The sequence below is a fragment of the Micromonospora sp. NPDC004704 genome, assembly GCF_053601675.1.
Window position 1 is genome coordinate 1 of record NZ_JBSGCD010000040.1, and the last position, 20,884, is coordinate 20,884.

The 20,884-nt window shown below is 71.6% G+C and carries 19 protein-coding genes; 5 read left to right on the plus strand and 14 right to left on the minus strand.

The genetic code is table 11. From position 1 onward, the window contains the following. Positions 1-564 (plus strand): sigma-70 family RNA polymerase sigma factor (locus ACWEFB_RS32965; RefSeq protein WP_452291741.1); only part of this gene is annotated, 564 nt, incomplete at its 5' end. Positions 565-688: 124 nt separating this feature from the next. Next, positions 689-1,045: a YrdB family protein gene (locus ACWEFB_RS32970; RefSeq protein WP_452291743.1), complete on the plus strand. Its 357-nt coding sequence runs from the start codon at positions 689-691 to the stop codon at positions 1,043-1,045. A gap of 21 nt (positions 1,046-1,066) precedes the next feature. Here the strand turns inward: ACWEFB_RS32970 and ACWEFB_RS32975 are convergent, their stop codons facing one another. From ACWEFB_RS32975 to ACWEFB_RS32985, 3 genes are all read right to left on the minus strand, one after another. Further along, the gene (locus tag ACWEFB_RS32975) at positions 1,067-3,679 is read right to left on the minus strand and encodes a bifunctional acetate--CoA ligase family protein/GNAT family N-acetyltransferase (protein WP_452291745.1); all 2,613 of its coding nucleotides are present in this window, start codon (positions 3,677-3,679) and stop codon (positions 1,067-1,069) included. A 14-nt stretch (positions 3,680-3,693) separates the two neighbouring features. Next, positions 3,694-4,875 carry an acetoin utilization protein AcuC gene (locus tag ACWEFB_RS32980; RefSeq protein WP_452291747.1) on the minus strand — a complete coding sequence of 394 codons (1,182 nt, stop codon included), beginning with the start codon at positions 4,873-4,875 and terminating at the stop codon, positions 3,694-3,696. Between the two features lie 85 nt (positions 4,876-4,960). Then, positions 4,961-5,827, minus strand: coding sequence for a sulfurtransferase (locus tag ACWEFB_RS32985; protein WP_452291749.1), 867 nt, complete (start codon positions 5,825-5,827; stop codon positions 4,961-4,963). A 114-nt stretch (positions 5,828-5,941) separates the two neighbouring features. On the opposite strand from ACWEFB_RS32985, the gene ACWEFB_RS32990 reads away from it, so the two are divergent. Further along, positions 5,942-6,628: a metal-dependent transcriptional regulator gene (locus ACWEFB_RS32990; protein WP_452291751.1), complete on the plus strand. Its 687-nt coding sequence runs from the start codon at positions 5,942-5,944 to the stop codon at positions 6,626-6,628. A gap of 113 nt (positions 6,629-6,741) precedes the next feature. On the opposite strand, the gene ACWEFB_RS32995 is transcribed toward ACWEFB_RS32990, so the two are convergent. The 6 genes from ACWEFB_RS32995 to ACWEFB_RS33020 all read right to left on the minus strand — a co-directional run bounded on the left by ACWEFB_RS32995 (position 6,742) and on the right by ACWEFB_RS33020 (position 11,065). Then, entirely contained in the window at positions 6,742-7,290 is a 549-nt protein-coding gene (locus ACWEFB_RS32995; protein WP_452291753.1) for a hypothetical protein, read from the minus strand. 181 nt (positions 7,291-7,471) lie between these two features. Beyond that, the gene (lhgO, locus tag ACWEFB_RS33000) at positions 7,472-8,674 is read right to left on the minus strand and encodes an L-2-hydroxyglutarate oxidase (RefSeq protein WP_452291755.1); all 1,203 of its coding nucleotides are present in this window, start codon (positions 8,672-8,674) and stop codon (positions 7,472-7,474) included. A gap of 11 nt (positions 8,675-8,685) precedes the next feature. Beyond that, positions 8,686-8,982, minus strand: a complete 297-nt coding sequence (locus ACWEFB_RS33005) for a DUF5522 domain-containing protein (RefSeq protein ID WP_452291757.1) — start codon at positions 8,980-8,982, stop codon at positions 8,686-8,688. Between the two features lie 120 nt (positions 8,983-9,102). Beyond that, positions 9,103-9,798 carry an ABC transporter permease gene (locus ACWEFB_RS33010; RefSeq protein WP_452291759.1) on the minus strand — a complete coding sequence of 232 codons (696 nt, stop codon included), beginning with the start codon at positions 9,796-9,798 and terminating at the stop codon, positions 9,103-9,105. Then, positions 9,795-10,709 carry an ABC transporter ATP-binding protein gene (locus ACWEFB_RS33015; RefSeq protein ID WP_452291761.1) on the minus strand — a complete coding sequence of 305 codons (915 nt, stop codon included), beginning with the start codon at positions 10,707-10,709 and terminating at the stop codon, positions 9,795-9,797. Before ACWEFB_RS33015 ends, ACWEFB_RS33010 begins: the two co-directional genes overlap by 4 nt. After that, entirely contained in the window at positions 10,706-11,065 is a 360-nt protein-coding gene (locus ACWEFB_RS33020) for a GntR family transcriptional regulator (RefSeq protein WP_326562992.1), read from the minus strand. Before ACWEFB_RS33020 ends, ACWEFB_RS33015 begins: the two co-directional genes overlap by 4 nt. Positions 11,066-11,371: 306 nt before the next feature. Between ACWEFB_RS33020 and ACWEFB_RS33025 the strand changes: the two genes are divergently transcribed. Then, the gene (locus ACWEFB_RS33025; protein WP_452291763.1) at positions 11,372-12,652 is read left to right on the plus strand and encodes an MFS transporter; all 1,281 of its coding nucleotides are present in this window, start codon (positions 11,372-11,374) and stop codon (positions 12,650-12,652) included. Positions 12,653-12,696: 44 nt separating this feature from the next. On the opposite strand, the gene ACWEFB_RS33030 is transcribed toward ACWEFB_RS33025, so the two are convergent. The 4 genes from ACWEFB_RS33030 to ACWEFB_RS33045 form a co-directional block, all read right to left on the minus strand. Further along, the gene (locus tag ACWEFB_RS33030; protein ID WP_452291765.1) at positions 12,697-13,692 is read right to left on the minus strand and encodes a DUF2332 domain-containing protein; all 996 of its coding nucleotides are present in this window, start codon (positions 13,690-13,692) and stop codon (positions 12,697-12,699) included. Between the two features lie 152 nt (positions 13,693-13,844). Beyond that, positions 13,845-16,754 carry a vitamin B12-dependent ribonucleotide reductase gene (locus ACWEFB_RS33035; RefSeq protein ID WP_452291767.1) on the minus strand — a complete coding sequence of 970 codons (2,910 nt, stop codon included), beginning with the start codon at positions 16,752-16,754 and terminating at the stop codon, positions 13,845-13,847. A 64-nt stretch (positions 16,755-16,818) separates the two neighbouring features. Beyond that, positions 16,819-17,349 (minus strand): transcriptional regulator NrdR, encoded by a 531-nt coding sequence (gene nrdR / locus ACWEFB_RS33040; protein ID WP_326560234.1) that lies wholly within the window; start codon positions 17,347-17,349, stop codon positions 16,819-16,821. Positions 17,350-17,671: 322 nt separating this feature from the next. Next, on the minus strand, positions 17,672-17,995 hold the full coding sequence (locus ACWEFB_RS33045; RefSeq protein WP_452291769.1) for a LysM peptidoglycan-binding domain-containing protein: 324 nt from the start codon (positions 17,993-17,995) through the stop codon (positions 17,672-17,674). 246 nt (positions 17,996-18,241) lie between these two features. Here ACWEFB_RS33045 and lexA point away from each other — a divergent pair, with 246 nt between their 5' ends. Further along, the gene (lexA, locus tag ACWEFB_RS33050; RefSeq protein ID WP_452291771.1) at positions 18,242-19,033 is read left to right on the plus strand and encodes a transcriptional repressor LexA; all 792 of its coding nucleotides are present in this window, start codon (positions 18,242-18,244) and stop codon (positions 19,031-19,033) included. A 119-nt stretch (positions 19,034-19,152) separates the two neighbouring features. On the opposite strand, the gene ACWEFB_RS33055 is transcribed toward lexA, so the two are convergent. Further along, on the minus strand, positions 19,153-20,805 hold the full coding sequence (locus ACWEFB_RS33055; protein WP_452291773.1) for a hypothetical protein: 1,653 nt from the start codon (positions 20,803-20,805) through the stop codon (positions 19,153-19,155). Positions 20,806-20,884: the final 79 nt, after the last annotated feature.

Consider the following 20,884-nt stretch of genomic DNA (forward strand, 5'->3'; position numbering starts at 1 on the left):
TTCTCCACCTACGCCACCTGGTGGATCCGCCAGGCCATCACCCGCGCCATGGCCGACCAGGCCCGCACCATCCGCATCCCGGTGCACATGGTCGAGCAGGTAAACCGGATGGTCCGGGCCCGCCGCGACCTCGCCACCACGCTCGGCCGCGAACCCAGCGTGGCCGAGGTCGCCGTGGCGCTGGGCGTACCGGAGTTCCAGGTGATCGAACTGATCTCGTACGACCGGGAGCCGGTCAGCCTTGACCAGGCCGTCGGCGAGGACGGTGAGAGCGCGCTCGGTGACTTCGTCGCCTCGGTCGACCCGCGCCAGGAGCCGGGCGACGCGGTCTCCCAGGGCCAGTTGCGCAACGAGGTGGAGATCGTGCTGGCCACCCTCTCGCAGCGGGAGGAGGCGGTGATCCGGCTGCGGTTCGGCCTCGACGACGGACGGCAGCGCACCCTGGACGAGGTGGGACGGGAGTTCGGGCTCTCCCGCGAACGGATCCGGCAGATCGAGAAGGTGACCCTGCTCAAGCTGCGCGATCCCTCCCGCGCCGACCGCCTGGAGGCGTACGCGAGCTGACGCTCGCACGGCCTGGTGGAAGGGCCCCCGGTTGACAGCGGTTCGCGTCGACCAGGGGTCCTTTCCCTGTCCGGCGTCGACCGACCGGCGCCATGATCAGGGAACGGGATGAGAGAGTTCGGGCATGAGAATCGCGAACCTCGGCCTGCGATTCCTGCTGGAAATCGGCGCACTGGTCGCGCTCGCCTACGGCGGCTGGCTGGCCGGCGAGCCGGAGCTGTGGCAGCGACTGCTGCTGGCGGTGCTGTTCCCGCTCGCCGCCGCACTGATCTGGGGCCGCTGGGTCGCACCGCGATCGGACCGGAAGCTGGCCGACCCGGTACGCCTGATCCCGGAGTGGGTGGTCTTCGGCAGCGCGACCGCCGTACTCGTGGTCAGCGGCCGTCCGTACCTCGGTGCCGCGCTGGCGGTACTGGCCGCCGCCAACCGGCTGGTGCTGTGGCGGCTGGGCAGCGACACCGACGGCCGGGCGGTCCGTTGACAGCCACCGCCGCCTGATCGGTCAGAGGCGGCGGGGGCCGGTGTCGGGGCGGATGATCGAGGGGCCGAGGGCGATCTCGGCGTGCAGGACCGCCACCCCGTCGGGGCGGGCCAGCACCGGGTTGAGGCGCAGCGACCGTACCCGTGGTTGCTCGTCGACCAGCCGGCCCACCCGCTGGAGCAGGTCGGCCAGCGCGGCCCGGTCGACCGGGTCCGCGCCCCGGTAACCGTGCAGCAGCGGCGCGGCCCGTGGCCCGTCGATCAGCGCGGCGGCGTCCCGGTCGGTCAGCGGTGCCGCCCGCCAGGCACGGTCACCGAGCAACTCGGTCGCCACCCCGCCGAGCCCGAAGCCGACCACCGGGCCGAACACACGATCCTCGACCGCCTCCACCACGCAGGCCACCCCCGGTGGCACCATCGACTGGACCAGCACCCGGGCACCGAACGGTTCCGCGATCTCCCGGTACGCCCGGCGTACCGCGTTGTCGTCGGCGAGGCCCAGGCGGACCGCGCCCAGGTCGAGCCGGTGCCGCAGCCCCTCCCTGGCGGCCTTGAGCGCCACCGGGTAACCCCGCAGCCGGGCCGCCTCCACCGCCGCCTCGACCGATTCGGCCACCGTGGACGGCACCACCGCGATCCCGTACGCGGCGAGCACCCGCTCGGCCGCACCGGCCCCGCCGTCGGTCAGCGCGGTACGCGCCGCATCGGCGTCGACACCGGCCAGTTCGGGCAGCTCACCCATTGGTTCGCGTAACCAGTCGGCGTACCCGGTCATCCGGGCCAGGGCCCGTACCGCCTCCTCCACCGACGGGTACGACGGCACCCCGGCCGGCGGTCGCCCCACCGGGAAGGTCGCCACCGTCGGCCGGTCCCCGGCCAGCGCCACGCTCGCCACCGCCGAGGTGAAGTCGGCGTCCTCCCCCACGAGCTGACCGGGCAACGGCGGGGCGAAGTGCACCAGCAGGGCGTCGACCGCCGGGTCCACCGCGGCGTCGGCGAGGGCGTCGGCGAAGTCGTGCGCGGTGGCCTGCGGCTCGACGTTGCGCGGGTAGCCGGTGGCGACGGTGAGCCCGTACGCGTGGCAGGCGATCGCGGCCAGGTCGGCCAGTGCGGTGGAGTTGCCGACGATCCCGATCCGCCGGCCGGCGGGCAACGGTTGCTGCGCCAGCAGGACGCCGACGTCGAAGAGTTCCGCCACGGTGTCGACCCGGATCACGCCGGACTGGGCGTACAGGGCGGTCATCGCCGAGGCGTCCGGTCCGGCGGGTACGGGATCCGACCGGGGCTGCACCGGGGCGTCGGGTGCGGGCGGGCGGTTCGACGAGGCGAGCGCCACCACCGGCTTGGTCCGGCCGATCCGGCGGGCCAGCCGGGCGAACTTGCGCGGATTGCCGAAGGTCTCCAGGTAGAGCAGGATCACGTCGGTTCCGGGGTCGTCCTGCCAGTACTGGAGCAGGTCGTTGCCGGAGACGTCGGCCCGGTTGCCGGCGGAGACGAAACTCGACAGGCCCAGCCCACGGCGTTCCGCCTCGGCCAGCAACGCCACCCCGAGCACGCCGGACTGGCTGAAGAAGCCGACCCGGCCGGGGGACGGCAGCCGGGGCGCGAGGGTGGCGTTGAGGCGTACCCGCTCGTCGGTGTTGGCGACGCCCAGGCAGTTCGGCCCGACGACCCGCATGCCGGCGGCGTGCGCGGCCCGGATCAGTTCGCGTTCGGCGGCGACGCCGGACGGGCCGGACTCGGCGAACCCGGCCGAGACCACCACCAGGCCGTGCAGGCCGGCACCGGCCGCGTCGGCAACCACACCGGGTACGGCCTCCGGCGGCACCGCGACAACTGCCAGGTCCAGCGGTACGCCGGCAGCAACCGCCGTCGGGTACGCCGGCAGCCCGCCCACCACGGCCGCGCTCGGGTGCACCGGTACGAGGTGTCCGGTGAAACCGCCGTCGCGCAGGTGCCCGAGGATGGCCGCCCCGATGCCCTGCCCGGTGGCGCTGGCCCCGTACACGGCGATGCCGGTGGGGGCGAGCAGCCGGGCGATCGACCGGGCCTCGGTCAGGTGCTCCCGGCCCCACTGGACCCGCAGGGACGCCTCGGTGGGGGCGATCGGGAAGCTGAGGTGGACCACGCCGTCGGCGTACTGGCGCTGGACGAGGTAGCCGAAGTCGGCGAAGACCCGCAGCATGGTGGCGTTGGACGGCAGGACCTCGGCGACGAACCGGCTGATCCCCTCCCGGCGGGCCGCCTCGGCCAGGTGCTCCAGCAGCACCGGTCCGATGCCGCGCCCCTGGTGGGCGTCCTCGACCACGAACGCGACCTCGGCATCGGTCGCGCCGGGGCCGAGCCGGTCGAACCGGCCGACGGCGAGGATCCGCTCCCCCGCGACCACCACGAACGCCTCCCGGTCGTGGTGGTCGACGGTGACGAACCGGTGCAGGTCCCGCTCCGGAATGCGCGGGTACGGCGAGAAGTACCGCAGGTAGCGGGTGCGGTCGGAGAACCGGGAGTGCATGGCGACGATCCCGGCCGCGTCGTCCTCGCGGATCGGTCGCAGGTGGACGGTCGTGCCGTCGCGCAACAGCACGTCCGCCGAGCGGTCCGGTGGGCCCTCGACCACGCTCGGGTCGCCTCCCATCACTTCCTCGGGTCTCAGTCCCTGGGGTCGTGCGGGTCCAGGCCGTGCAGCGGGAACACCGCCTTGCGGGTGGCCAGGATGGCCCGGTCCACCCCGTCCGGCTCCCCGGTCGGCTGCCACGGCTCGTACGTCGGGTCGACGTTGTCGGTCATCCGCAGCGGTACGTCCCGCTCCGGCCGCCGGGACCGGGCCAGCGCCCGCCAGGCCGGCGGGGTGAGGGCGGCCGGGTCGATCGGCTCCCCGGTGGCGATCGCCAGCAGGTGGGTCCACGCCCTCGGCACGACCTCGACCAGGGCGTACCCGCCGCCGCCGGTGGCCACCCAGCGGCCCTCGCAGAGTTCGTCGGCGAGCGCCCGCAGCGCCAGGTAGCTGGCCCGCTGCCCGTCGACGGAGAGCCGCAGGTCGGCGAGGGGGTCGAGCCGGTGGCTGTCCGCCCCGCACTGGGTGACCAGGATCTGCGGCTGGAAGGCCCGCAGCACCGACGGGACGATCGCGTGGAAGGCCCGCAGCCAGCCGGCGTCGCCGGTGCCCGGCGGCAGCGGCACGTTGACCGCGCTGCCCCTGGCGGCCGGGCCACCGGTCTCGTCGGAGAAGCCGGTGCCCGGAAAGAGCGCCAGCGGGGTTTCGTGCAGGCTGACCGTGAGCACCCGGGGGTCGTCGGCGAAGATCTCCTGCACCCCGTCGCCGTGGTGTACGTCGACGTCGACGTAGGCGACCCGCTCGGCACCGAGGTCGAGCAGCCGGGCGATGGCCACCGCCGGGTCGTTGTAGACGCAGAACCCGGCGGCCCGACCGGCCATGGCGTGGTGCAGGCCACCGGCGACGTTGACCGCCCGCCGGGCCTCGCCCCGCCAGACCGCCTCGGCGGCGGCCAGGCTCGCCCCGGCGATCAGGGCGCTGGACTCGTGCATGTTGTCGAAGATCGGGTTGTCCGAGGTGCCCAGCCCGTACCCGGAAAAGAACGGGTCGTTCGGGGCGGCGCGGACCGCGTCCAGGTAGTTCGGCCGGTGCACCCTGGTCAGCGCCGCCTCGTCGGCCGGCGTCGGCGCGACGATCCGGACACCGGCCCGGTCGAGTACGCCGAACTCTCTCGCCAACGCGACGGTCAGCTCGACCCGGACCGGATCGAGCGGATGCTCACCCAGGTCGTAGGCGAGCAGGGACTCGTCCCACATCACCACCGTGCCATCCGACATGGCGCCATCGTCGCACGGGGCGCAGCCCGCTCCCAGACGCATCCGCCCTCGAACGGGTGTGGAACGGGCCCGGTCGGGGACCGGATCAGGTACCTGCGCCGGTGGCCACCGGGCGGTCCGGGTCGGTGAGCCAGTGGCTCCACGAGCCGACGTAGAGGCCGGCGTCCTCGTGCCCGGCGAGGTGCAGGGCGAACACCGTGTGCGCGGCGGTCACCCCGGACCCGCAGTACGCGCCGACGCGTACGCCGGGCTCGACGCCGGCCTCGGCGAACCGGGTCCGGAGGGCGGCGGCGGCCCGCAGCCGGCCGTCCGGGTCGACGTGCTCGGTGGTCGGGAGGTTGACCGCGCCGGGCACGTGCCCGGCGACCGGGTCGATCGGCTCGGTGTCGCCCCGGTAGCGCGGGGCGGCCCGGACGTCGAGCAGCACCCCGTCACCGGCGGCGAGTGCGGCCGCCGCCTCGGCGTCGAGCACCGGCAGGCTGCCCGGACGGACGGTGACGTCTCCCGGCGCCGGTGTCGGCACCTCGGTGGTGACCGGGTGGCCGGCGGTGACCCAGGCCGGGTAGCCGCCGTCGAGCACCCGGACCCGGGTGTGCCCGGCCCAGCGCAGCGTCCACCAGGCGCGGGCGGCGGCCAGCCCGTCCCCGGCGTCGTAGACCACCACCGGGTGGTTGGTCAGGATCCCGGCGGCCCGCAGGACCCGCTGGAGCGCGGCCGGGTCGGGCAGCGGGTGCCGCCCGTCGGGGCCGGGTGCCCCGCAGAGGTCGGCGTCGAGATCGACGAAGACCGCTCCGGGCAGGTGTCCGGCGACGTAGTCGTCCCGGCCGGGTGGGCCGGCGAGGCGCCAACGCACATCGAGTACGGTGGGTGCGGCCGTGGCGGCCGGCTCCGGGTCGGCCAGTTCCCCGGCGAGGGCGGCTACGTCGACCAGAAGATCGTCTGTGGCGGGCATGACACTCAGTCAACACCATCACATTCGGTGGATACCAGCACGAGACGCCCCGTCCGGGCTGCGGCTCCGTGTCGGTAACTCGGGGTAGCATTGCCTACCGGGAGGGCGGCTGACGTGAACGACCTGGTCGATACGACTGAGATGTACCTGCGCACCATTCTCGAGCTCGAAGAGGAGGGTGTGCCGGCCCTGCGCGCGAGAATCGCCGAGCGGCTGCACCAGAGCGGGCCGACCGTCAGCCAGACCGTGGCGCGGATGGAACGTGACGGTCTGCTGACCCTCGAGGATGACCGGCACCTGCGGCTCACCGCGTCCGGTCGGGGGCTGGCGATCGCCGTGATGCGCAAGCACCGGCTCGCCGAGTTGCTGCTGGTCAACGTCATCGGCATGCCCTACGAGGAGGCCCACGAGGAGGCCTGCCGGTGGGAGCACGTGATGAGCGACGCGGTGGAGCAGAAGGTCTACGACCTGCTCAACCGGCCGACCCGGTCGCCGTACGGCAACCCGATCCCGGGGCTGGAGGCGCTCGGCAGCGCCCTGGACTCGGCGACCACCGAGGGCCCGGACGCGGAGCGTAACCTCGCCTTCCCCGGTCTGACCGGAATGGTGGTGGTCCGACGCATCTGCGAGAGCGTCCAGACCGACGGGGACGTGCTTCGTCAGCTCCACGCCGCCGGGGTCGACCCGGGTGCCACGGTGACCGTCGCGCAGGAGCGCGACGGGGTCACCATCGACCGCTCCGGTGACAAGATCCGGCTGCCGCGTGAGGTGGCCTCGCGGGTCTTCGTCGCCGCGTCCTGACTTCCGGTCCGGCCCCGCCGGACCAACCCATGCCGGTCACCGCGCGGTGGCCGGCATGCGACTGTCCGGGCACCGGCGCGCCCGCCGGGGCAGGCGTGCCGGTGCCGCGACCGTCAGGCCTTGGCGGCGTCGATCTCCTTGGCCAGGGTGACCAGCTTGGTGGCAAGGGCGTCCGCCGCCGGCTTACCCTCCCCGGCCGGGAAGGTGTAGCGGAGGTTGATCATCCGGCCGTCCGCGGAGAGCCAGGACACCTCCACACCCGCGCCGTAGTCCTTGCCCTCCGGCAGGGACAGCCGGTACGCCGCCTTGCCCAGGCCCTTGACGGTCTGTCCACCCTTGGGCATCTCGTCGGCGAACACAGCCGAGTCGGCGGTGGTCGGCGTCACCGACAGCGCCAGATCGGGGCGGCTGGCCTGCTCGGACTGGAGCACACAGGTGTTCGTCTTGCCCGAGGTGGTGGACGCCGAGACATCGAACAGGGTGCCGATCGCCTTCTCCACCGCCGGGTAGTCCAGCAACTGGCAGACGCCCCCACCGGCCGAGGCCGGCAGCTTCACCACCGGCGGGATGGGCAGCGGATCGTTCCGGGTCGCGGCGGCCGACTCGCCACAGCCGGACAGCACCAGCAGTCCCGCACCGATCAGTAAGAGCCGCCCGCGCACAGTGACCTCCCGCTCGCCCCGGCCGGGGGCGGCCGGTGAGTCCGTCGGACACCGTACGGGGTCGGGCGCCAGGGGCGAAACCCCCCGCCCGGACATGGCGCTCCGCGAATGGAAATTCGTCCATGCGGACCCCTGGTCCGTTCCGGCGCGGACCCTGATCCACTCCTGGTGGACGCCGGTTCTACTCCGGCAGCCGGGACACGATGTGCTTGGCGATCTCCAACGAACTGGTCGCCGCCGGCGACGGCGCGTTGAGTACGTGCACCTGGCGGTGCGCGGCCACGATGAGGAAGTCGTCGACCAGCGACCCGTCCCGGGCGATCGCCTGGGCGCGTACGCCGGCCGCGCTCGGCACGAGGTCCCGTACGGTCAGGTCCGGCACCAGGCGGGCCAGGCTGGCGGCGAACAGTTGCCGGGACAGCGACCGGCGGACCTCGGTCAGCCCGTACCCGAGGTGTCTGCGGGCCAGCCGCCACAGGCCCGGATAGGTGACCGCGTCGGCCAGCTCCCGCAGGTTGACCCGCCCCCACGAGTAGCCCTCGCGGGCCAGCGCCAGTACCGCGTTCGGGCCGGCGTGCACGGTCCCGTCGATCATCCGGGTCAGGTGTACGCCGAGGAACGGGAACTGCGGGTCGGGCACCGGGTAGATCAGGCCCCGGACCAGGTCCCGCCGCTCCGGCCGCAGCTCGTAGTACTCGCCCCGGAACGGGACGATCCGCGCGGACGGGGTGACACCGGCCAGCCGGGCCACCCGGTCGGCGTGCAGCCCGGCACAGTTGACCAGTACGTCCGCCACCACCTCGCCGGCCGTACTCGTCACGACCAGTTCCTCGGCTCCGGCCGGGCCGCCGCGGCGGGTGCTGACGCCGGTGACCCGGGCACCGAGCCGGATCCGGGCGCCCGCCTTCTCCGCCAGGGTGGCCAGGGCGGTGCAGACCGCGGTGAAGTCGACGATGCCGGTGGACTCCACCCGGAGGGCCTCGACGCACCGGACCGCCGGCTCGTACTCGGCGGCCTCGGCGGGGGTGAGCAGCCGGACCGGCAGCCGGTTGGCCAGTGCCCGTTCGTGCAGGGCCCGCAACCGGGGCAGTTCCGCCTCGTCGGTGGCGACGATGAGCTTGCCGCACCGCTGCACCGGGATGTCCTGCTCGGCGCAGAAGTCCACCATGGACCGACTGCCGGCGCGGCAGAGTTCGGCCTTGAGGCTGCCCGGTTTGTAGTAGACCCCGGCGTGGATCACACCGGAGTTGTGGCCGGTCTGGTGGGCCGCCAAGCGGTGCTCCTTCTCCAGGACGGTCACCTCGGCGTCCGGACGGTCGAGCATTATCCGGTGGGCCGTCGCCAGCCCGACGATGCCGCCACCGATGACCACGTACCTCGCCATGGGCGCAGACGCTACCGGGTGACGGGGCCACCGGGAGCCGGGTCACCGGCCGGCTCGTCGTCGACGTACGGACAGTGCCGGCATCCCCGTCCGCAGCACGTACCCCGGCGGGCCAGGAATCCCGCGGTGAGGACGAAGAGTCCGGTCACCGGGTCCGGGTAGCCGGCCTGCCCGGCCGCGAGGGCGTCGGCGTGCGCGGCCAGGATCGACGACCGCAGCGGGTGGTCCGGTGCCAGCCGGGACGGGTGCGGCTGGTCCAGCGGGCGGGGTGCCAACGGCAGTCGCCGCCCCTGCTCACCGTCACCCATCCCGCGAGGTTACGCCCGGCGGCCGGACGCGGTTCGCGACGAGCCCGGTCCTGGCGTGGGCCGCCGGTGACGGGTCCGGCTCCCCCCGAGTGAGCCGGACCCGTACTGGTGGAACGTCCGTCAGGTGGTGGCCCGGCGGATGGTCAGCAGACCGGCACCGGCCAGCGCCAGGGCGAGCAGGGCCGGCCAACCGGCGAAGAGGGTGAGCGTGGACTGGTCGCCGAACCACCGTCCGATCGTCAGCCACCACCCCTGCCAGGTGATCAGTACGGCGGGCAGGCCGAGCAGGGACAGCAGCCCGATGCTCAGGACGTACAGGCCGGTGATGCCCCAGCGCTTCATCACCAGGGCGGCGAAGATCCCGAAGAAGCCGAGCACCAGGAACGGCACCATGTAGATCAGGATCTGCAGGACCGGGTTGTCGCTGTTCAGGAACGACGGGGCGAAGAAGCCCATCGAGATGCCCCACCCGTCGGTCGCCCGCTCGGCCAGCTTGCACAGGTAGAGCATGATCCCGAAGAGCAGGGACTCACCGAGGAGCAGCAGCGAGACGGCGGCGTAGAAGGTCCGCCGGGTCACGCTCAGCCCGAGCGAGAACGGGAAGAACTGGGTGATCGACTGGCCGGCGCTGACCATCGTCACGATGTAGACGCTGACCAGCCCACCGGTCTGCGGCCCACCCTCGATGTCGTCGCCGATCCCGGTGAACAGAAGCAGGTTGATCAGGAAGCTGGAGAGCAGGATCCCCCAGGGCCAGCCGACCAGGGTCGGCCAGGTGATGAGGTGGACGCGGGTCGCGGGAAGGACACGGTTCATCGGAGGGCACCCTTTCCGGCGGTACGGACGTTCCCGGCGCCGTTCGACGTACTGGTGAGCCGGACGACGAGTTCCTGCAACGCGACCGGTGCCAGTTCCAGCCCGAGTCCGATGATCCGGTTCCGCTCGACCTGGTCGAACCGCCCCCGCAGGGTGACGCGTACCAGGTTGCCGAGCCGTTCGCGGTGCAGTTCCTCGGCGTTCGCGGCCACCTGTTCCACCTCGTCCACCGGCCCGGAGACCGTGACCAGCTCGGTACGGAGTGCCTCGGCGCTCTCGTCCAGCAGGATCCGCCCCCGGTCGATCAGCAGGACGTGCTCGATCAGGTTGCTGACCTCGTCGATGAGGTGGGTGGAGAGCACGATGGTGCGGGGATGTTCGGCATAGTCGGCGAGCAGCCGGTCGTAAAAGATCTGCCGGGCGGTGGCGTCCAGCCCGAGGTACGGCTCGTCGAAGAAGGTGAGCGGTGCGCGGGCGGCGAGTCCGATGATGACGCCGAGCGCGGAGAGCATGCCCCGGGAGAGCTTGCGCACCTGTCGCTGTAGCGGCAGTTGGAAGTCGTCCACCAGGGCGGCGGCGAAGTCCTGGTCCCAGCGCGGGAAGAGCAGGCGGGCGGCGGTGAGCGCGTGCCGTACCTGGAAGTTCTGCGGGTAGGTCTGGCTCTCCTTGATGAAGCAGACCCCGGAGAGGACCTCGTCGTTCTCGTACGGGTGCTGCCCGAACACCGACAGCTCGCCGGAGGTGGCGAAGTTCTGCCCGGTGAGGATCTGCATCAGGGTGGTCTTGCCGGCGCCGTTGCGGCCGAGCAGACCGTGGACGGTGTTCTCGGTCAGGGAGAAGCTGACGTTGTCGAGCGCGGTCGTCTGACCGAATCGCTTGGTCACGGCCCGGGCGGTCACCGCCGCGCTCATCGCTCCCCCTCCCGGAGGTCGATCATCGACTTGAGCTCCTCGGCGCCGATGCCGAGCCTGCGCGCCTGCGCGAGCAGGGGTTGGACGTACTGGTCGGCGAACTCTTCGCGGCGCCGTTCCCGCAGCCTGGCGCGGGCGCCGGTGGAGACGAACATCCCGATTCCTCGTTTCTTGTACAGAACGCCGTCGTCGACAAGCTGGTTGACGCCCTTCGCGGCGGTGGCGGGGTTGATCCGGTGGAAGGCGGCCAGCTCGTTGGTCGAGGGGACCTGGGTCTCCTCGGCGAGGCTGCCGTCGATGATCGCGGTCTCCAGCAGCTCCGCGACCTGGAGGAAGATCGGCCGGCCCTCCTCCATCACGCACACCGGCCCGAGCGGAGATCGACCCGGCCGGGCCGACCGAGGTTAGCCGGTTCATTACTCATGTAACTAACCATGTAACCAACCCGGCCGGATGTCAAGTCCGGATACCTCACGGGGAACCCCCGGAACGGTCCTGTTGCCGACACCGCACCAGACGTGGCCTATTCCTGGCGCGTCAGCGGATCGGCACCACCACCCGCAAAGTCAGTCGCCCCAGTTCGGCCGTCATGCCACGATCGGTGGCCGGAGCCGCCCCGACGGCGTCCGCCCTTCAGCTCCCCACACAGATCGGCGGCCTCGGTGACGCGACAACTGGCGCCACCCGCGCGGGCCGGTACGGCAAGGCCGTCGTCGCTCTGGCGCAGCCGGAACTTCCTGCTGCTCTGGAGTGGACAGACGGTCAGCGAACTGGGCACCCGGATCTCCGGCATCGCGATCCCGCTGCTCGCCGCCAACGACCTCGACGCCAGCGTGTTCCAGATCTCCCTGCTGACCTTCCTCGCCTGGCTGCCGTACCTGTTGTTCTCGCTGCCCGCCGGAATCCTCGCCGACCGGGTCGACCAACGCCGACTGATGATCTTCTGTGATCTCGGCCGGATGGCGCTGATGCTGTCCCTGCCGCTGGTCGCGCTCGGCGGACACCTGACGCTCTGGTACCTCTACGGCGTCGTCGGGCTCTCCGGGGTGCTCACCGTGCTGTTCACGGTGGCCTACCGCAGCCGGCTCCCCCGGCTCGTCGCGGCCGACCAACTCGTCGACGCGAACGCGAAGCTCGGGATGAGCCAGGAGTTCGCCGAACTCGCCGGCGCGAGCATCGGCGGTACGCTGATCGGACTCGTCGGCGCGGCCAGGACGTTCTTCAGCAACGGACTCGCCTTCCTGGTCAGCGCGCTGACCCTGTGGCTGATCCGGGAGACACCGGCCGAACGGGAACCGGCCGAAGCGCAGACCGAACGGGTCGGGCTGCGGGTCGCGATGACCGAGGGCCCGGCCTTCATCCGCCACCAGCCGATCCTGCGTTCGATCCTGGCCTGTACCACCACGTCCAACTTCTTCGTCATGGCGGCGGGATCCATCGAGGTCACCTTCATGGTCCGCGAGCTGGACGCCTCGTCCATGCTGGTCGGACTCGTCTTCACGCTCAGCGCGCTCGGCGGCCTGGTGGCCGGCGCCCTGGCCAGCCGGCTGTCCCGCTGGATCGGATCCGCCCGGATCATCTGGGTGGCGATGGCGGCACCCGGTCCGCTGTACCTGCTGATGCCGCTGGCGCAACCGGGCTGGGGGGTGCTGCTCTACGGCATCGGCCTCGCCGCGTTCTCCGCCAACGCGGTCCTGTTCAACGTGGCGGCGATGACGTACCGGCAGCGCGTCACCCCGCCCGGTCTGCTCGGCCGGGTCAACGCGTCGTTCCTCTGGATCTGCCTCGGGGCCGTTCCGCTCGGCGCACTGTTCGGGGGTGCACTCGCCAGTCACCTGGGTCTGCGGGAAACGCTGTGGATCTGCGTACTCGGCACCTGGAGCGCGGCCCTGTTCGTCTTCTTCTCACCGCTGCGGAGGATGCGGGACATGGCGGTGGCCTGAGGTGGCCCGGCGACTTGCCCCGAGGCGCGACTTGCCCGGAGGTGTCAGCCGAACCAGGTCATCGCCTGGCCGTGGCCCCGGGTCCAGGCGAGCGGCTTGCCGTCGAGCGCGAGCACGTTGTGCATCGCCTCGCTCGGGGGTCGCGGCAGGTTGTCGTAGGGCAGGACGTCCGGGGCCTCGTTCGCGATCCAGTGTCCCGGCAGGTCGCGTACCAGCTCGACGAACGCCTCCCGGCGCGGGACCGGCACCTGGTAGAGCACCGAGGTGTGGAACACCACCAGGGTCGCGTCGGCCGGTGCCCGCGCGGCCAGCGCCGGCAGGTCGTCCACCAGATCACCGCGTACGAGCAGCGGCGGCTCGGCCGCGGCGACGGCAGCCGCGGCTCGTAACCGGGCCCGGCGGTGCGTGTGCTCGGGCCAGATGAGCGAGTCGAGCCACCCCACGTCCGCCGGGTCGGTCACGTCGAGCGGGTTCAGGTCCAGGCCACCCCGCCACACCACATCCGGTACGCCGACCGGCAGCGGCACCCCGGTCGCCTCGCACTCCAGCAGCGGCACCCCGGTCGCCTCGCACTCCAGGAGCGGCGCCCCGGTCGCCTGGCGCTCCAGGAGCGGCTCGCCCGTGCCGAGCACCCTGTCCCCGTAGCGGTAGGCGTACCGGTCGGGGTAGAGGCAGAGTCCGGCCGACGCGCCGACCTCCAGCAGGGCGAGCGGCTGTGGCAGCGCGGCGAGCACCGGCAGCAGTACGGCACACCGCCCGGCCTCGTTGGTCTGGGTGGCCCTGGCCCGCATCTGTGCCTCGATCGCCGGCCAGTTCTGCACCACGTACCCGTGGAACTCGGCCGGATCGTCGACCGGGCCACCGAGCAGCCGTACGACGCCGAACAGCAGGTTAGGTTGCCGCTTGGCCGGCGGGAGCGTACCGAGCAGTCCGATGACCTCGTCGTCCCGGGCGACCGCGAGCGACAGTCGCTCGTACGCGGGCGACACCCCGCGCGCCTCACGTACCCCGAACTCGACGTACGTCTCTGCGATCGTCATCCCCCGATGATCTCAGGAACTCCTGCCCACTCGTCGCCCGCAGCATCGGCCGACAGCGAAGGGGAGCCGGGCGGTTGCCCGACTCCCCTTCGCCTACCGGTCTTTCAACGTTCGCCCGTCCCGACGGAGAGCCCGTCAGGCGGCAGCCGGGCTCAGCTGCAGCCCGAGGTGGAGCCGCAGCCCTCGCAGACGTAGCAGCTACCGGCCGGGCGCATCTTCGTGCCACAGGTGAAGCAGAGCGGTGCGTCCGCAGCCTTGCCGAGCACCGATTCCAGCAGCTCGGTCGAGGATCCGATCCGGACCCCCAGCTGCTTGGTCCCGGCCGCCTCGACCGACACCGGCTCGGCAACCGGTGCCACGGGGGCGGCCACCGGCTCCGCCTTGACCTCGACCGGAGCCGTGACCGGCGCGGAGGAGGCCATCACGGACAGCTCGAGGTTGTTCTCCGCCTCAGCCTCGGCCCGCAACTGCGCGGCCCGCTCGGTCGCGGTGAAGATGCCCAGTTCGGCGCGGCGCTCGTACGGCAGGAAGTCCAGTGCCAGCCGGCGGAAGATGTAGTCCATCACCGAGGCGGCCATCCGGATGTCCGGGTCGTCGGTCATCCCGGCCGGCTCGAACCGCATGTTGGTGAACTTGCTGACGTACGTCTCCAGCGGAACGCCGTACTGCAGGCCGATCGAGATGGCGACGGAGAACGCGTCCATCACCCCGGCGAGCGTGGAGCCCTGCTTGGACATCTTGAGGAAGACCTCGCCCAGGCCGTCGTCCGGGTACGACGACGCGGTGAGGTAGCCCTCGGCACCACCGACCGAGAAGGAGACCGTCTCCGACGGGCGCTTCTTCGGCAGGCGCTTACGCACCGGGCGGTACTCGATGACCTTCTCGACGACCTTCTCCGCGCTGACCGGCGCGACCTCGGCCGGGGCGGTCTCGACGGCCTTGTTCGGCTTGGCCACCGAGAGCGGCTGGCCGACCTTGCAGTTGTCGCGGTAGATCGCCAGCGCCTTGAGGCCGAGCTTCCAGCCCTCGAAGTAGATCTCCTCGACGTCGGCGACGGTGGCCGCCTCCGGCATGTTGACCGTCTTGGAGATCGCGCCGGAGATGAACGGCTGCACCGCGGCCATCATCCGGACGTGCCCCATCGGGGCGATCGAGCGCTCGCCCATGGCGCAGTCGAAGACGGCGTAGTGCTCCGGCTTCAGGCCGGGCGCGTCCACGACGTGTCCGTGGTCGGCGATGTGCTCGACGATCGCCTCGACCTGCTCCTCGGGGTAGCCGAGGCTGCGCAGGGCGCGCGGGACGGTCTGGTTGACGATCTGCATCGAACCGCCGCCGACCAGCTTCTTGAACTTGACCAGCGCCAGGTCGGGCTCGACCCCGGTGGTGTCGCAGTCCATCATCAGGCCGATGGTGCCGGTGGGTGCGAGCACCGACGCCTGGGCGTTGCGCCAGCCGTTGCGGTCGCCGAGCTTGTTGCCCGTCGTCCACTGCTTGGTGGCCTCGCGGACGATCGCGGTGGCGACCGCGCCGGACGGCTTGATCTCGTCGTTGGCGGCGGCGTGCTTGCGCATCACCCGCTTGTGCGGCTCGGCGTTGCGGGCGTACCCGTCGTACGCGCCGACAACCCCGGCCAGCTCGGCCGAGCGGCGGTACGCGGTGCCGTTCATCAGCGAGGTGATCGCCGCGGCAACCGAGCGCCCGGTCTCCGAGTCGTACGGGTGTCCGGTCGCCATCAGTAGGGCGCCGAGGTTGGCGTAGCCGATGCCGAGCTGCCGGTAGGCCCGGGTCGTCTCACCGATCTTCTCGGTCGGGAAGTCGGCGAAGCAGATCGAGATGTCCATCGCGGTGATGACGAACTCGACCGACCGGACGAACTTCTCCACCTCGAAGCCACCGTCGGCGCGGAGGAACTTCATCAGGTTGAGCGAGGCCAGGTTGCACGAGGAGTTGTCCAGGTGCAGGTACTCCGAGCACGGGTTGGAGGCGGTGATCCGCCCGGTCTCCGGGCTGGTGTGCCAGTCGTTGATGGTGTCGTCGTACTGCAGGCCGGGGTCGGCGCACTCCCAGGCGGCCTGGGCGATGGTGCGGAACAGCCCCTTGGCGTCGACGGTGTCGATGACCGCGCCGTCGAGCCGGCCGCGCAGGTCGAACGTGCCGCCGCTCTCGACCGCCCGCATGAACTCGTCGGTGACCCGGACCGAGTTGTTGGCGTTCTGGTACTGCACGCTGACGATGTCCGACCCGCCGAGGTCCATGTCGAACCCGGCGTCACGAAGGGCACGGATCTTGTGCTCCTCGCGTGCCTTGGTGGTCACGAACTCCTCGATGTCCGGGTGGTCGACGTCGAGGATGACCATCTTGGCCGCGCGCCGGGTGGCGCCACCGGACTTGATGGTGCCGGCGCTGGCGTCCGCGCCGCGCATGAAGCTGACCGGGCCGGAGGCGGTGCCGCCGCTGGAGAGCAGTTCCCGCGAGGACCGGATCCGGGAGAGGTTCACCCCGGAGCCCGAGCCGCCCTTGAAGATCAGCCCCTCTTCCTTGTACCAGTCGAGGATCGAGTCCATCGAGTCGTCGACGGCCAGGATGAAGCAGGCGCTGACCTGCTGCGGCGAGGCGGTGCCGACGTTGAACCAGACCGGCGAGTTGAAGCTGAACACCTGGTGCAGCAGCATCCAGGCCAGCTCGTGCTCGAAGATCTCGGCGTCGGCCGGGGTGGCGAAGTAACCGTGCTGCTCTCCTGCGGCCCGGTAGGTCTTCACGACCCGGTCGATGAGCTGCTTGAGCGACCACTCCCGCTCCGGGGTGCCGACGGCACCGCGGAAGTACTTGGTGGTCACGATGTTGGCCGCGTTGACGCTCCACGACTCCGGGTACTCGACCCCGCGCTGCTCGAAGTTGATCGAGCCGTCGCGCCAGTTCGTCATGACGACGTCCCGGCGTTCCCAGGTCACCTCGTCGTAGGGGTGCACCCCCTCGGTGGTCCAGACCCGCTCGACCTTGAGTCCGGTGCTGCTGGCCGCCCGTGACCGGCTCTTGTTCGCTGTCATACCTTCCCCCGCCATCTCATCCGCCCCCTTACCGGCACGGTCCGCCGCCGCGCCGCCTACATGATCAAAAACCAAGAAGCTAACTGGTACGACCACCGGCCGGCTCCGCCTGTGCCGGGATCGCCGGCCCCTGCGGTGCGTCGCTCCGCGCCGCCGTACGGGCGGCAGCCGCCGCGCGCAGTGACTCGATCTCGCGCTCGAAGTCCCCCAGGGAGTCGAACGAGCGGTAGACGCTGGCGAAGCGGAGGTAGGCAACCTCGTCCAACTCGCGCAGCGGTCCGAGGATGGCCAGGCCGACCTCGTTGCTCGGGATCTCGGCGGCGCCCTTGGCCCGGACGGTCTCCTCCACCCGCTGCGCGAGCAGAGCGATCCTGTCCTCGTCGACCGGGCGGCCCTGGCACGCCTTGCGCACCCCACCGATGATCTTCGTACGACTGAACGGCTCGGTCACCCCGCTGCGCTTGACGACGGCGAGCACCGCCTCCTCGACGGTGGTGAACCGCTTGCCGCACTCCGGGCACGACCGCCGGCGGCGGATCAACTGGCCGTCGTCGGCCTCGCGCGAGTCGACGACCCGGGAGTCGGCGTGCCGGCAGTATGGACACCGCATAGCCGACCTCCTTTCACCGCACTGTGGGGTGCCCGCCACCCCCCGGACACCAGGACAGCCGGCGGGAGCCACTGTGAGGTGGCCGTCGCCGTGCTGGTGAGCGGGAAGCTGCGGGTAGTCGAACCCAACCTGTGGACGACTTACACCCTTGTCACTACTACATCTAGGGGTCGACCGTATGCCGCGGAGCGGCCGGGGTCAAGTTCAGGGCGGCCCGGCGCGCCGAGGCGTTATCTTGCCAACATCACCGGTCGGCCCCGGGTTACCGGCCCCCGACAGACGGTCAGACGACCACCGTGTGTCACCCCGAACACCCCGTGAGTCACTCCTCTCGCGGGAGCTTCAGCTTCTGCCCGGCGTGGATCGTGTTGCCGTCGAGCCCGTTGAGTCGGCGGATCTCGGCGATCACCCGGAACGGCTGTCGGCTCGGCCGGTGCCGCTCGGCAACCGACCAGAGCGTGTCACCGGGAAGCACCACGGCGGTCGGCGCCGGACCGGGCGGATCGGACGCCCGGGACGAAGGGGCGAGCGCCACCGCCAGCCCGGCCGCGAGAACCAGGAGAAGACCGACCAGCACCACCCGACCGCGTCGGGTCAGGCGGAGTCGACCACCCTGCGAGGGCCGGGAGATGTCCGGTGCACCCACGCTGACCTCCAAGATCGTACGCCCGTTCGATAGAACAGACGTACGATGGTGTATCAGAACAGACGTACGGATGTCGAGCGTGCGGGCACGACACGCCGACGCCACGTCGTACAGATGTTTGAAACTGTCCGATCTCACCTATACGGTCGTGAACAACCGATCCCGGCCGGCCCACGGTCGCACGGGATCCTGGCCCACGCGCACCACGTGCCACACCGGCACCACCGCCGAGCAGGGAGGACGGACGTGTCGACCGACGACCGGACGAACCGGCAGCAAAACCCGCAAGAGGCCGCCGTTGGATCCGGCGCGACCTCGGCCCGCCGCCGCAGCCCGGCCCGCGCCCGAGCGGCCGAGCCGACCCTGCGTGCCGTCACCTCGGTGGTGAGCCACTTCCCCGACCTGGTCAGCGCCGACCTGACCGCCCGGCAGCGGCGGATCCTGGAGTTCATCCGGGACTGGGTGGAGCGCTACGGCTACCCGCCGAGCGTCCGCGAGATCGGCGAGGCCGTCGGTCTGGTGTCCCCGTCCAGCGTCGCCTACCAGCTCAAGGAGCTCGAGCGGAAGGGCTTCCTGCGACGCGACCCGAACCGTCCCCGCGCGGTGGACGTACGGCCGCCCAGCGACCTGATGGACGACGAGGCGGCCCGCGCCCAGCGCCCCACCCCGGCGTACGTGCCGATGCTGGGCCGGATCGCGGCCGGTGGCCCGATCCTGGCCGAGCAGGCCGTGGAGGACGTCTTCCCGCTGCCCCGCGAACTGGTCGGCGAGGGCGAGGTCTTCATGCTCAAGGTCAAGGGCGACTCGATGCTCGACGCCGCGATCTGTGACGGCGACTGGGTGGTCGTCCGCCAGCAGCCGACCGCCGACTCGGGCGAGATCGTCGCCGCCATGCTGGACGGCGAGGCCACGGTGAAGACCTACCGCCGTCGAGACGGGCACGTCTGGCTGATGCCGGCGAACTCCGCGTTCGACCCGATTCCGGGCGACAGCGCCTCGATCATGGGTCGGGTGGTCGCCGTACTCCGCCGGATCTAGCGTCCGGCAGCACGCTCACAGCCGTCGCGGTGCACCGGGCCACAGCGCCCGTACCGCGACGGCTTCGACGTACCCGGTCCGTGTTCCTGGTCCGTGCGGCACCGGACAGCGGGGTCGGCTCAGCGCCGGCCCTGCTCCGGATAACCCTGCTCGGGGTAGCCCTGCTCCGGGTAACCGTTCTCCGGGTAGCCGCGGGGCGCCGGGCGCCCCTGCCCGTACTGGCCGCCGCGCGGCTGGCCGTACCCGTTCACCGGTTGGTCGTTGCGCCGGTCGCCGGCCTGCCCACGGGGGTCGGCGGGCGGGTAGCCGCCACGGCCTCCGCCGTAGGCCGGATCCGGCGCCGCGCCTCCGGGTGCCCGCGAACCGGCACCGCCGTAGACCCCGCCGCCGGGACCGGCGGTCTGCGGTCGGGGCGCACCACCGTAGACCGCACCACCACCGCCGCCGCCCTGCTGACCGCCGTAGACGCCCGGCTGGGGCCGTCCGGTGGGCTCGTAGCCGCCACCACCGGGGGCCGGGTAGGCACCACCGGGCGCGCCGGTCCACCCGCCGTCCTGGACGCCCCCGCCGTACGTGTTCCCGCGTGCCTGTCCCGGCGGGTCCGCCGGGAGGTCACCGGCGCCCGGACGCCCGTTCCTCGACCCGTCGGCGTCCAGCGCGCCGTCCGGGTCCGTCGGCTCCCCCGCCCGCTTGCGCCGGGACCGGACGATGCCGAAGATCCCGAGCCCGACCAGCAGGGCGCCGAGCACCCCGACGGCACCGATCAGGTACGTGATGTCGGTGAGGGTGAGCTGGGAGGTCCAGGACTTGCCGCTGTCGCTCGTGCCACCGGTGGTGCCGCCGGCCGCGGCCGGGGCGGCGGCGACCTGCGTCGACGGCTCATAGCTCTGGATCACGACCTCGGCGTCGTCGGCGAGGCTGCCGACGTCCGAGACGGTGACGAAGGCGCTGCCGTCCGGGGTGTACGCGATCGACTCGCCGAAGGCGTCGGCCAGCGGCGTCATCCGTGGCTTGCCGGTGGTCAGGGCCTTGACGATGTCACCGTCGGGCACGTCCCACTCGAACGCGTCCGCGTAGGTCCGCAACACCACCCGGCTACCGTCCGGAGACCGCGCCGCACCGGTGATCATCAACCGCCCGGTCACCGTGAGCAGGTTCTCCGTCGTGCTCTTCGGCAGGGTGATCTCGCCGGCCAGCTCCATCGGCACGCCCGTGGCGTTGTCCTTCGGCAGCGGCGCCGGCGCCCGGTAGATCTCGCTCTTCTCGGTGCCGGTCTTGGTGATGATGTACGGCGTACCGTCCTCGCCGAGCAGCAGCGCCTCGGCGTCGTGCGGCTTGTTGCCCGGATAGGCCAGCCGGTGCAGGACCGGCTTGCCGGTCCCCTCCACCGGCAGGCTCCAGAGCACCACGCTGGTACGCCGCTCGGCGGCGTCGACGTTGTCCCCGATGTCGGCGACCCAGAGGGTCCTGCCGTCGGCCGACAGCGCCAGGTCCTCCGGGTCCCGCGAGCCCTTCCCGGTGTACGGGACGGCCCTGGTCACCTTGCACTTGCTGCTCAGGAAGAAGATCTGGTCGTGGCTCTGCACCTCGGTGCTGTCGTTGATCACGACGTAACCGGTCTTGGTGGCGACCATGCCGGACAGTTCGTTCGTCCGGCTGTCGTCGATGGTGCACACCTTGGCCGGCGCGGCGAGCGCCGGGGCTCCAGTCAGCCCCAGGCACGCGCCGACCACACCACCGACAACCACGACCGAGGAGAGGACACGCCGCATCGGCCAAGTGTCGCACGTCGCAGAGACACGGCGGGGAGGCCGTGATCGTTCGGCCCGAAGCTGCCGTTCGGGCAGTTTC

Bases quoted from the DNA above. Each gene is read 5' to 3' on its own strand.
- nrdR (WP_326560234.1), bottom strand. From the start codon at position 17,349: ATGCGGTGTCCATACTGCCGGCACGCCGACTCCCGGGTCGTCGACTCG.
- ACWEFB_RS33030 (WP_452291765.1), bottom strand. From the start codon at position 13,692: ATGACGATCGCAGAGACGTACGTCGAGTTCGGGGTACGTGAGGCGCGC.
- ACWEFB_RS33020 (WP_326562992.1), bottom strand. From the start codon at position 11,065: ATGGAGGAGGGCCGGCCGATCTTCCTCCAGGTCGCGGAGCTGCTGGAG.
- ACWEFB_RS32975 (WP_452291745.1), bottom strand. From the start codon at position 3,679: ATGGGAGGCGACCCGAGCGTGGTCGAGGGCCCACCGGACCGCTCGGCG.
- ACWEFB_RS32985 (WP_452291749.1), bottom strand. From the start codon at position 5,827: ATGCCCGCCACAGACGATCTTCTGGTCGACGTAGCCGCCCTCGCCGGG.
- ACWEFB_RS33005 (WP_452291757.1), bottom strand. From the start codon at position 8,982: ATGGGTGACGGTGAGCAGGGGCGGCGACTGCCGTTGGCACCCCGCCCG.
- ACWEFB_RS33055 (WP_452291773.1), bottom strand. From the start codon at position 20,805: ATGCGGCGTGTCCTCTCCTCGGTCGTGGTTGTCGGTGGTGTGGTCGGC.
- ACWEFB_RS32980 (WP_452291747.1), bottom strand. From the start codon at position 4,875: ATGTCGGATGGCACGGTGGTGATGTGGGACGAGTCCCTGCTCGCCTAC.
- ACWEFB_RS33035 (WP_452291767.1), bottom strand. From the start codon at position 16,754: ATGGCGGGGGAAGGTATGACAGCGAACAAGAGCCGGTCACGGGCGGCC.
- ACWEFB_RS32970 (WP_452291743.1), top strand. From the start codon at position 689: ATGAGAATCGCGAACCTCGGCCTGCGATTCCTGCTGGAAATCGGCGCA.
- lhgO (WP_452291755.1), bottom strand. From the start codon at position 8,674: ATGGCGAGGTACGTGGTCATCGGTGGCGGCATCGTCGGGCTGGCGACG.
- ACWEFB_RS33010 (WP_452291759.1), bottom strand. From the start codon at position 9,798: ATGAACCGTGTCCTTCCCGCGACCCGCGTCCACCTCATCACCTGGCCG.
- ACWEFB_RS33015 (WP_452291761.1), bottom strand. From the start codon at position 10,709: ATGAGCGCGGCGGTGACCGCCCGGGCCGTGACCAAGCGATTCGGTCAG.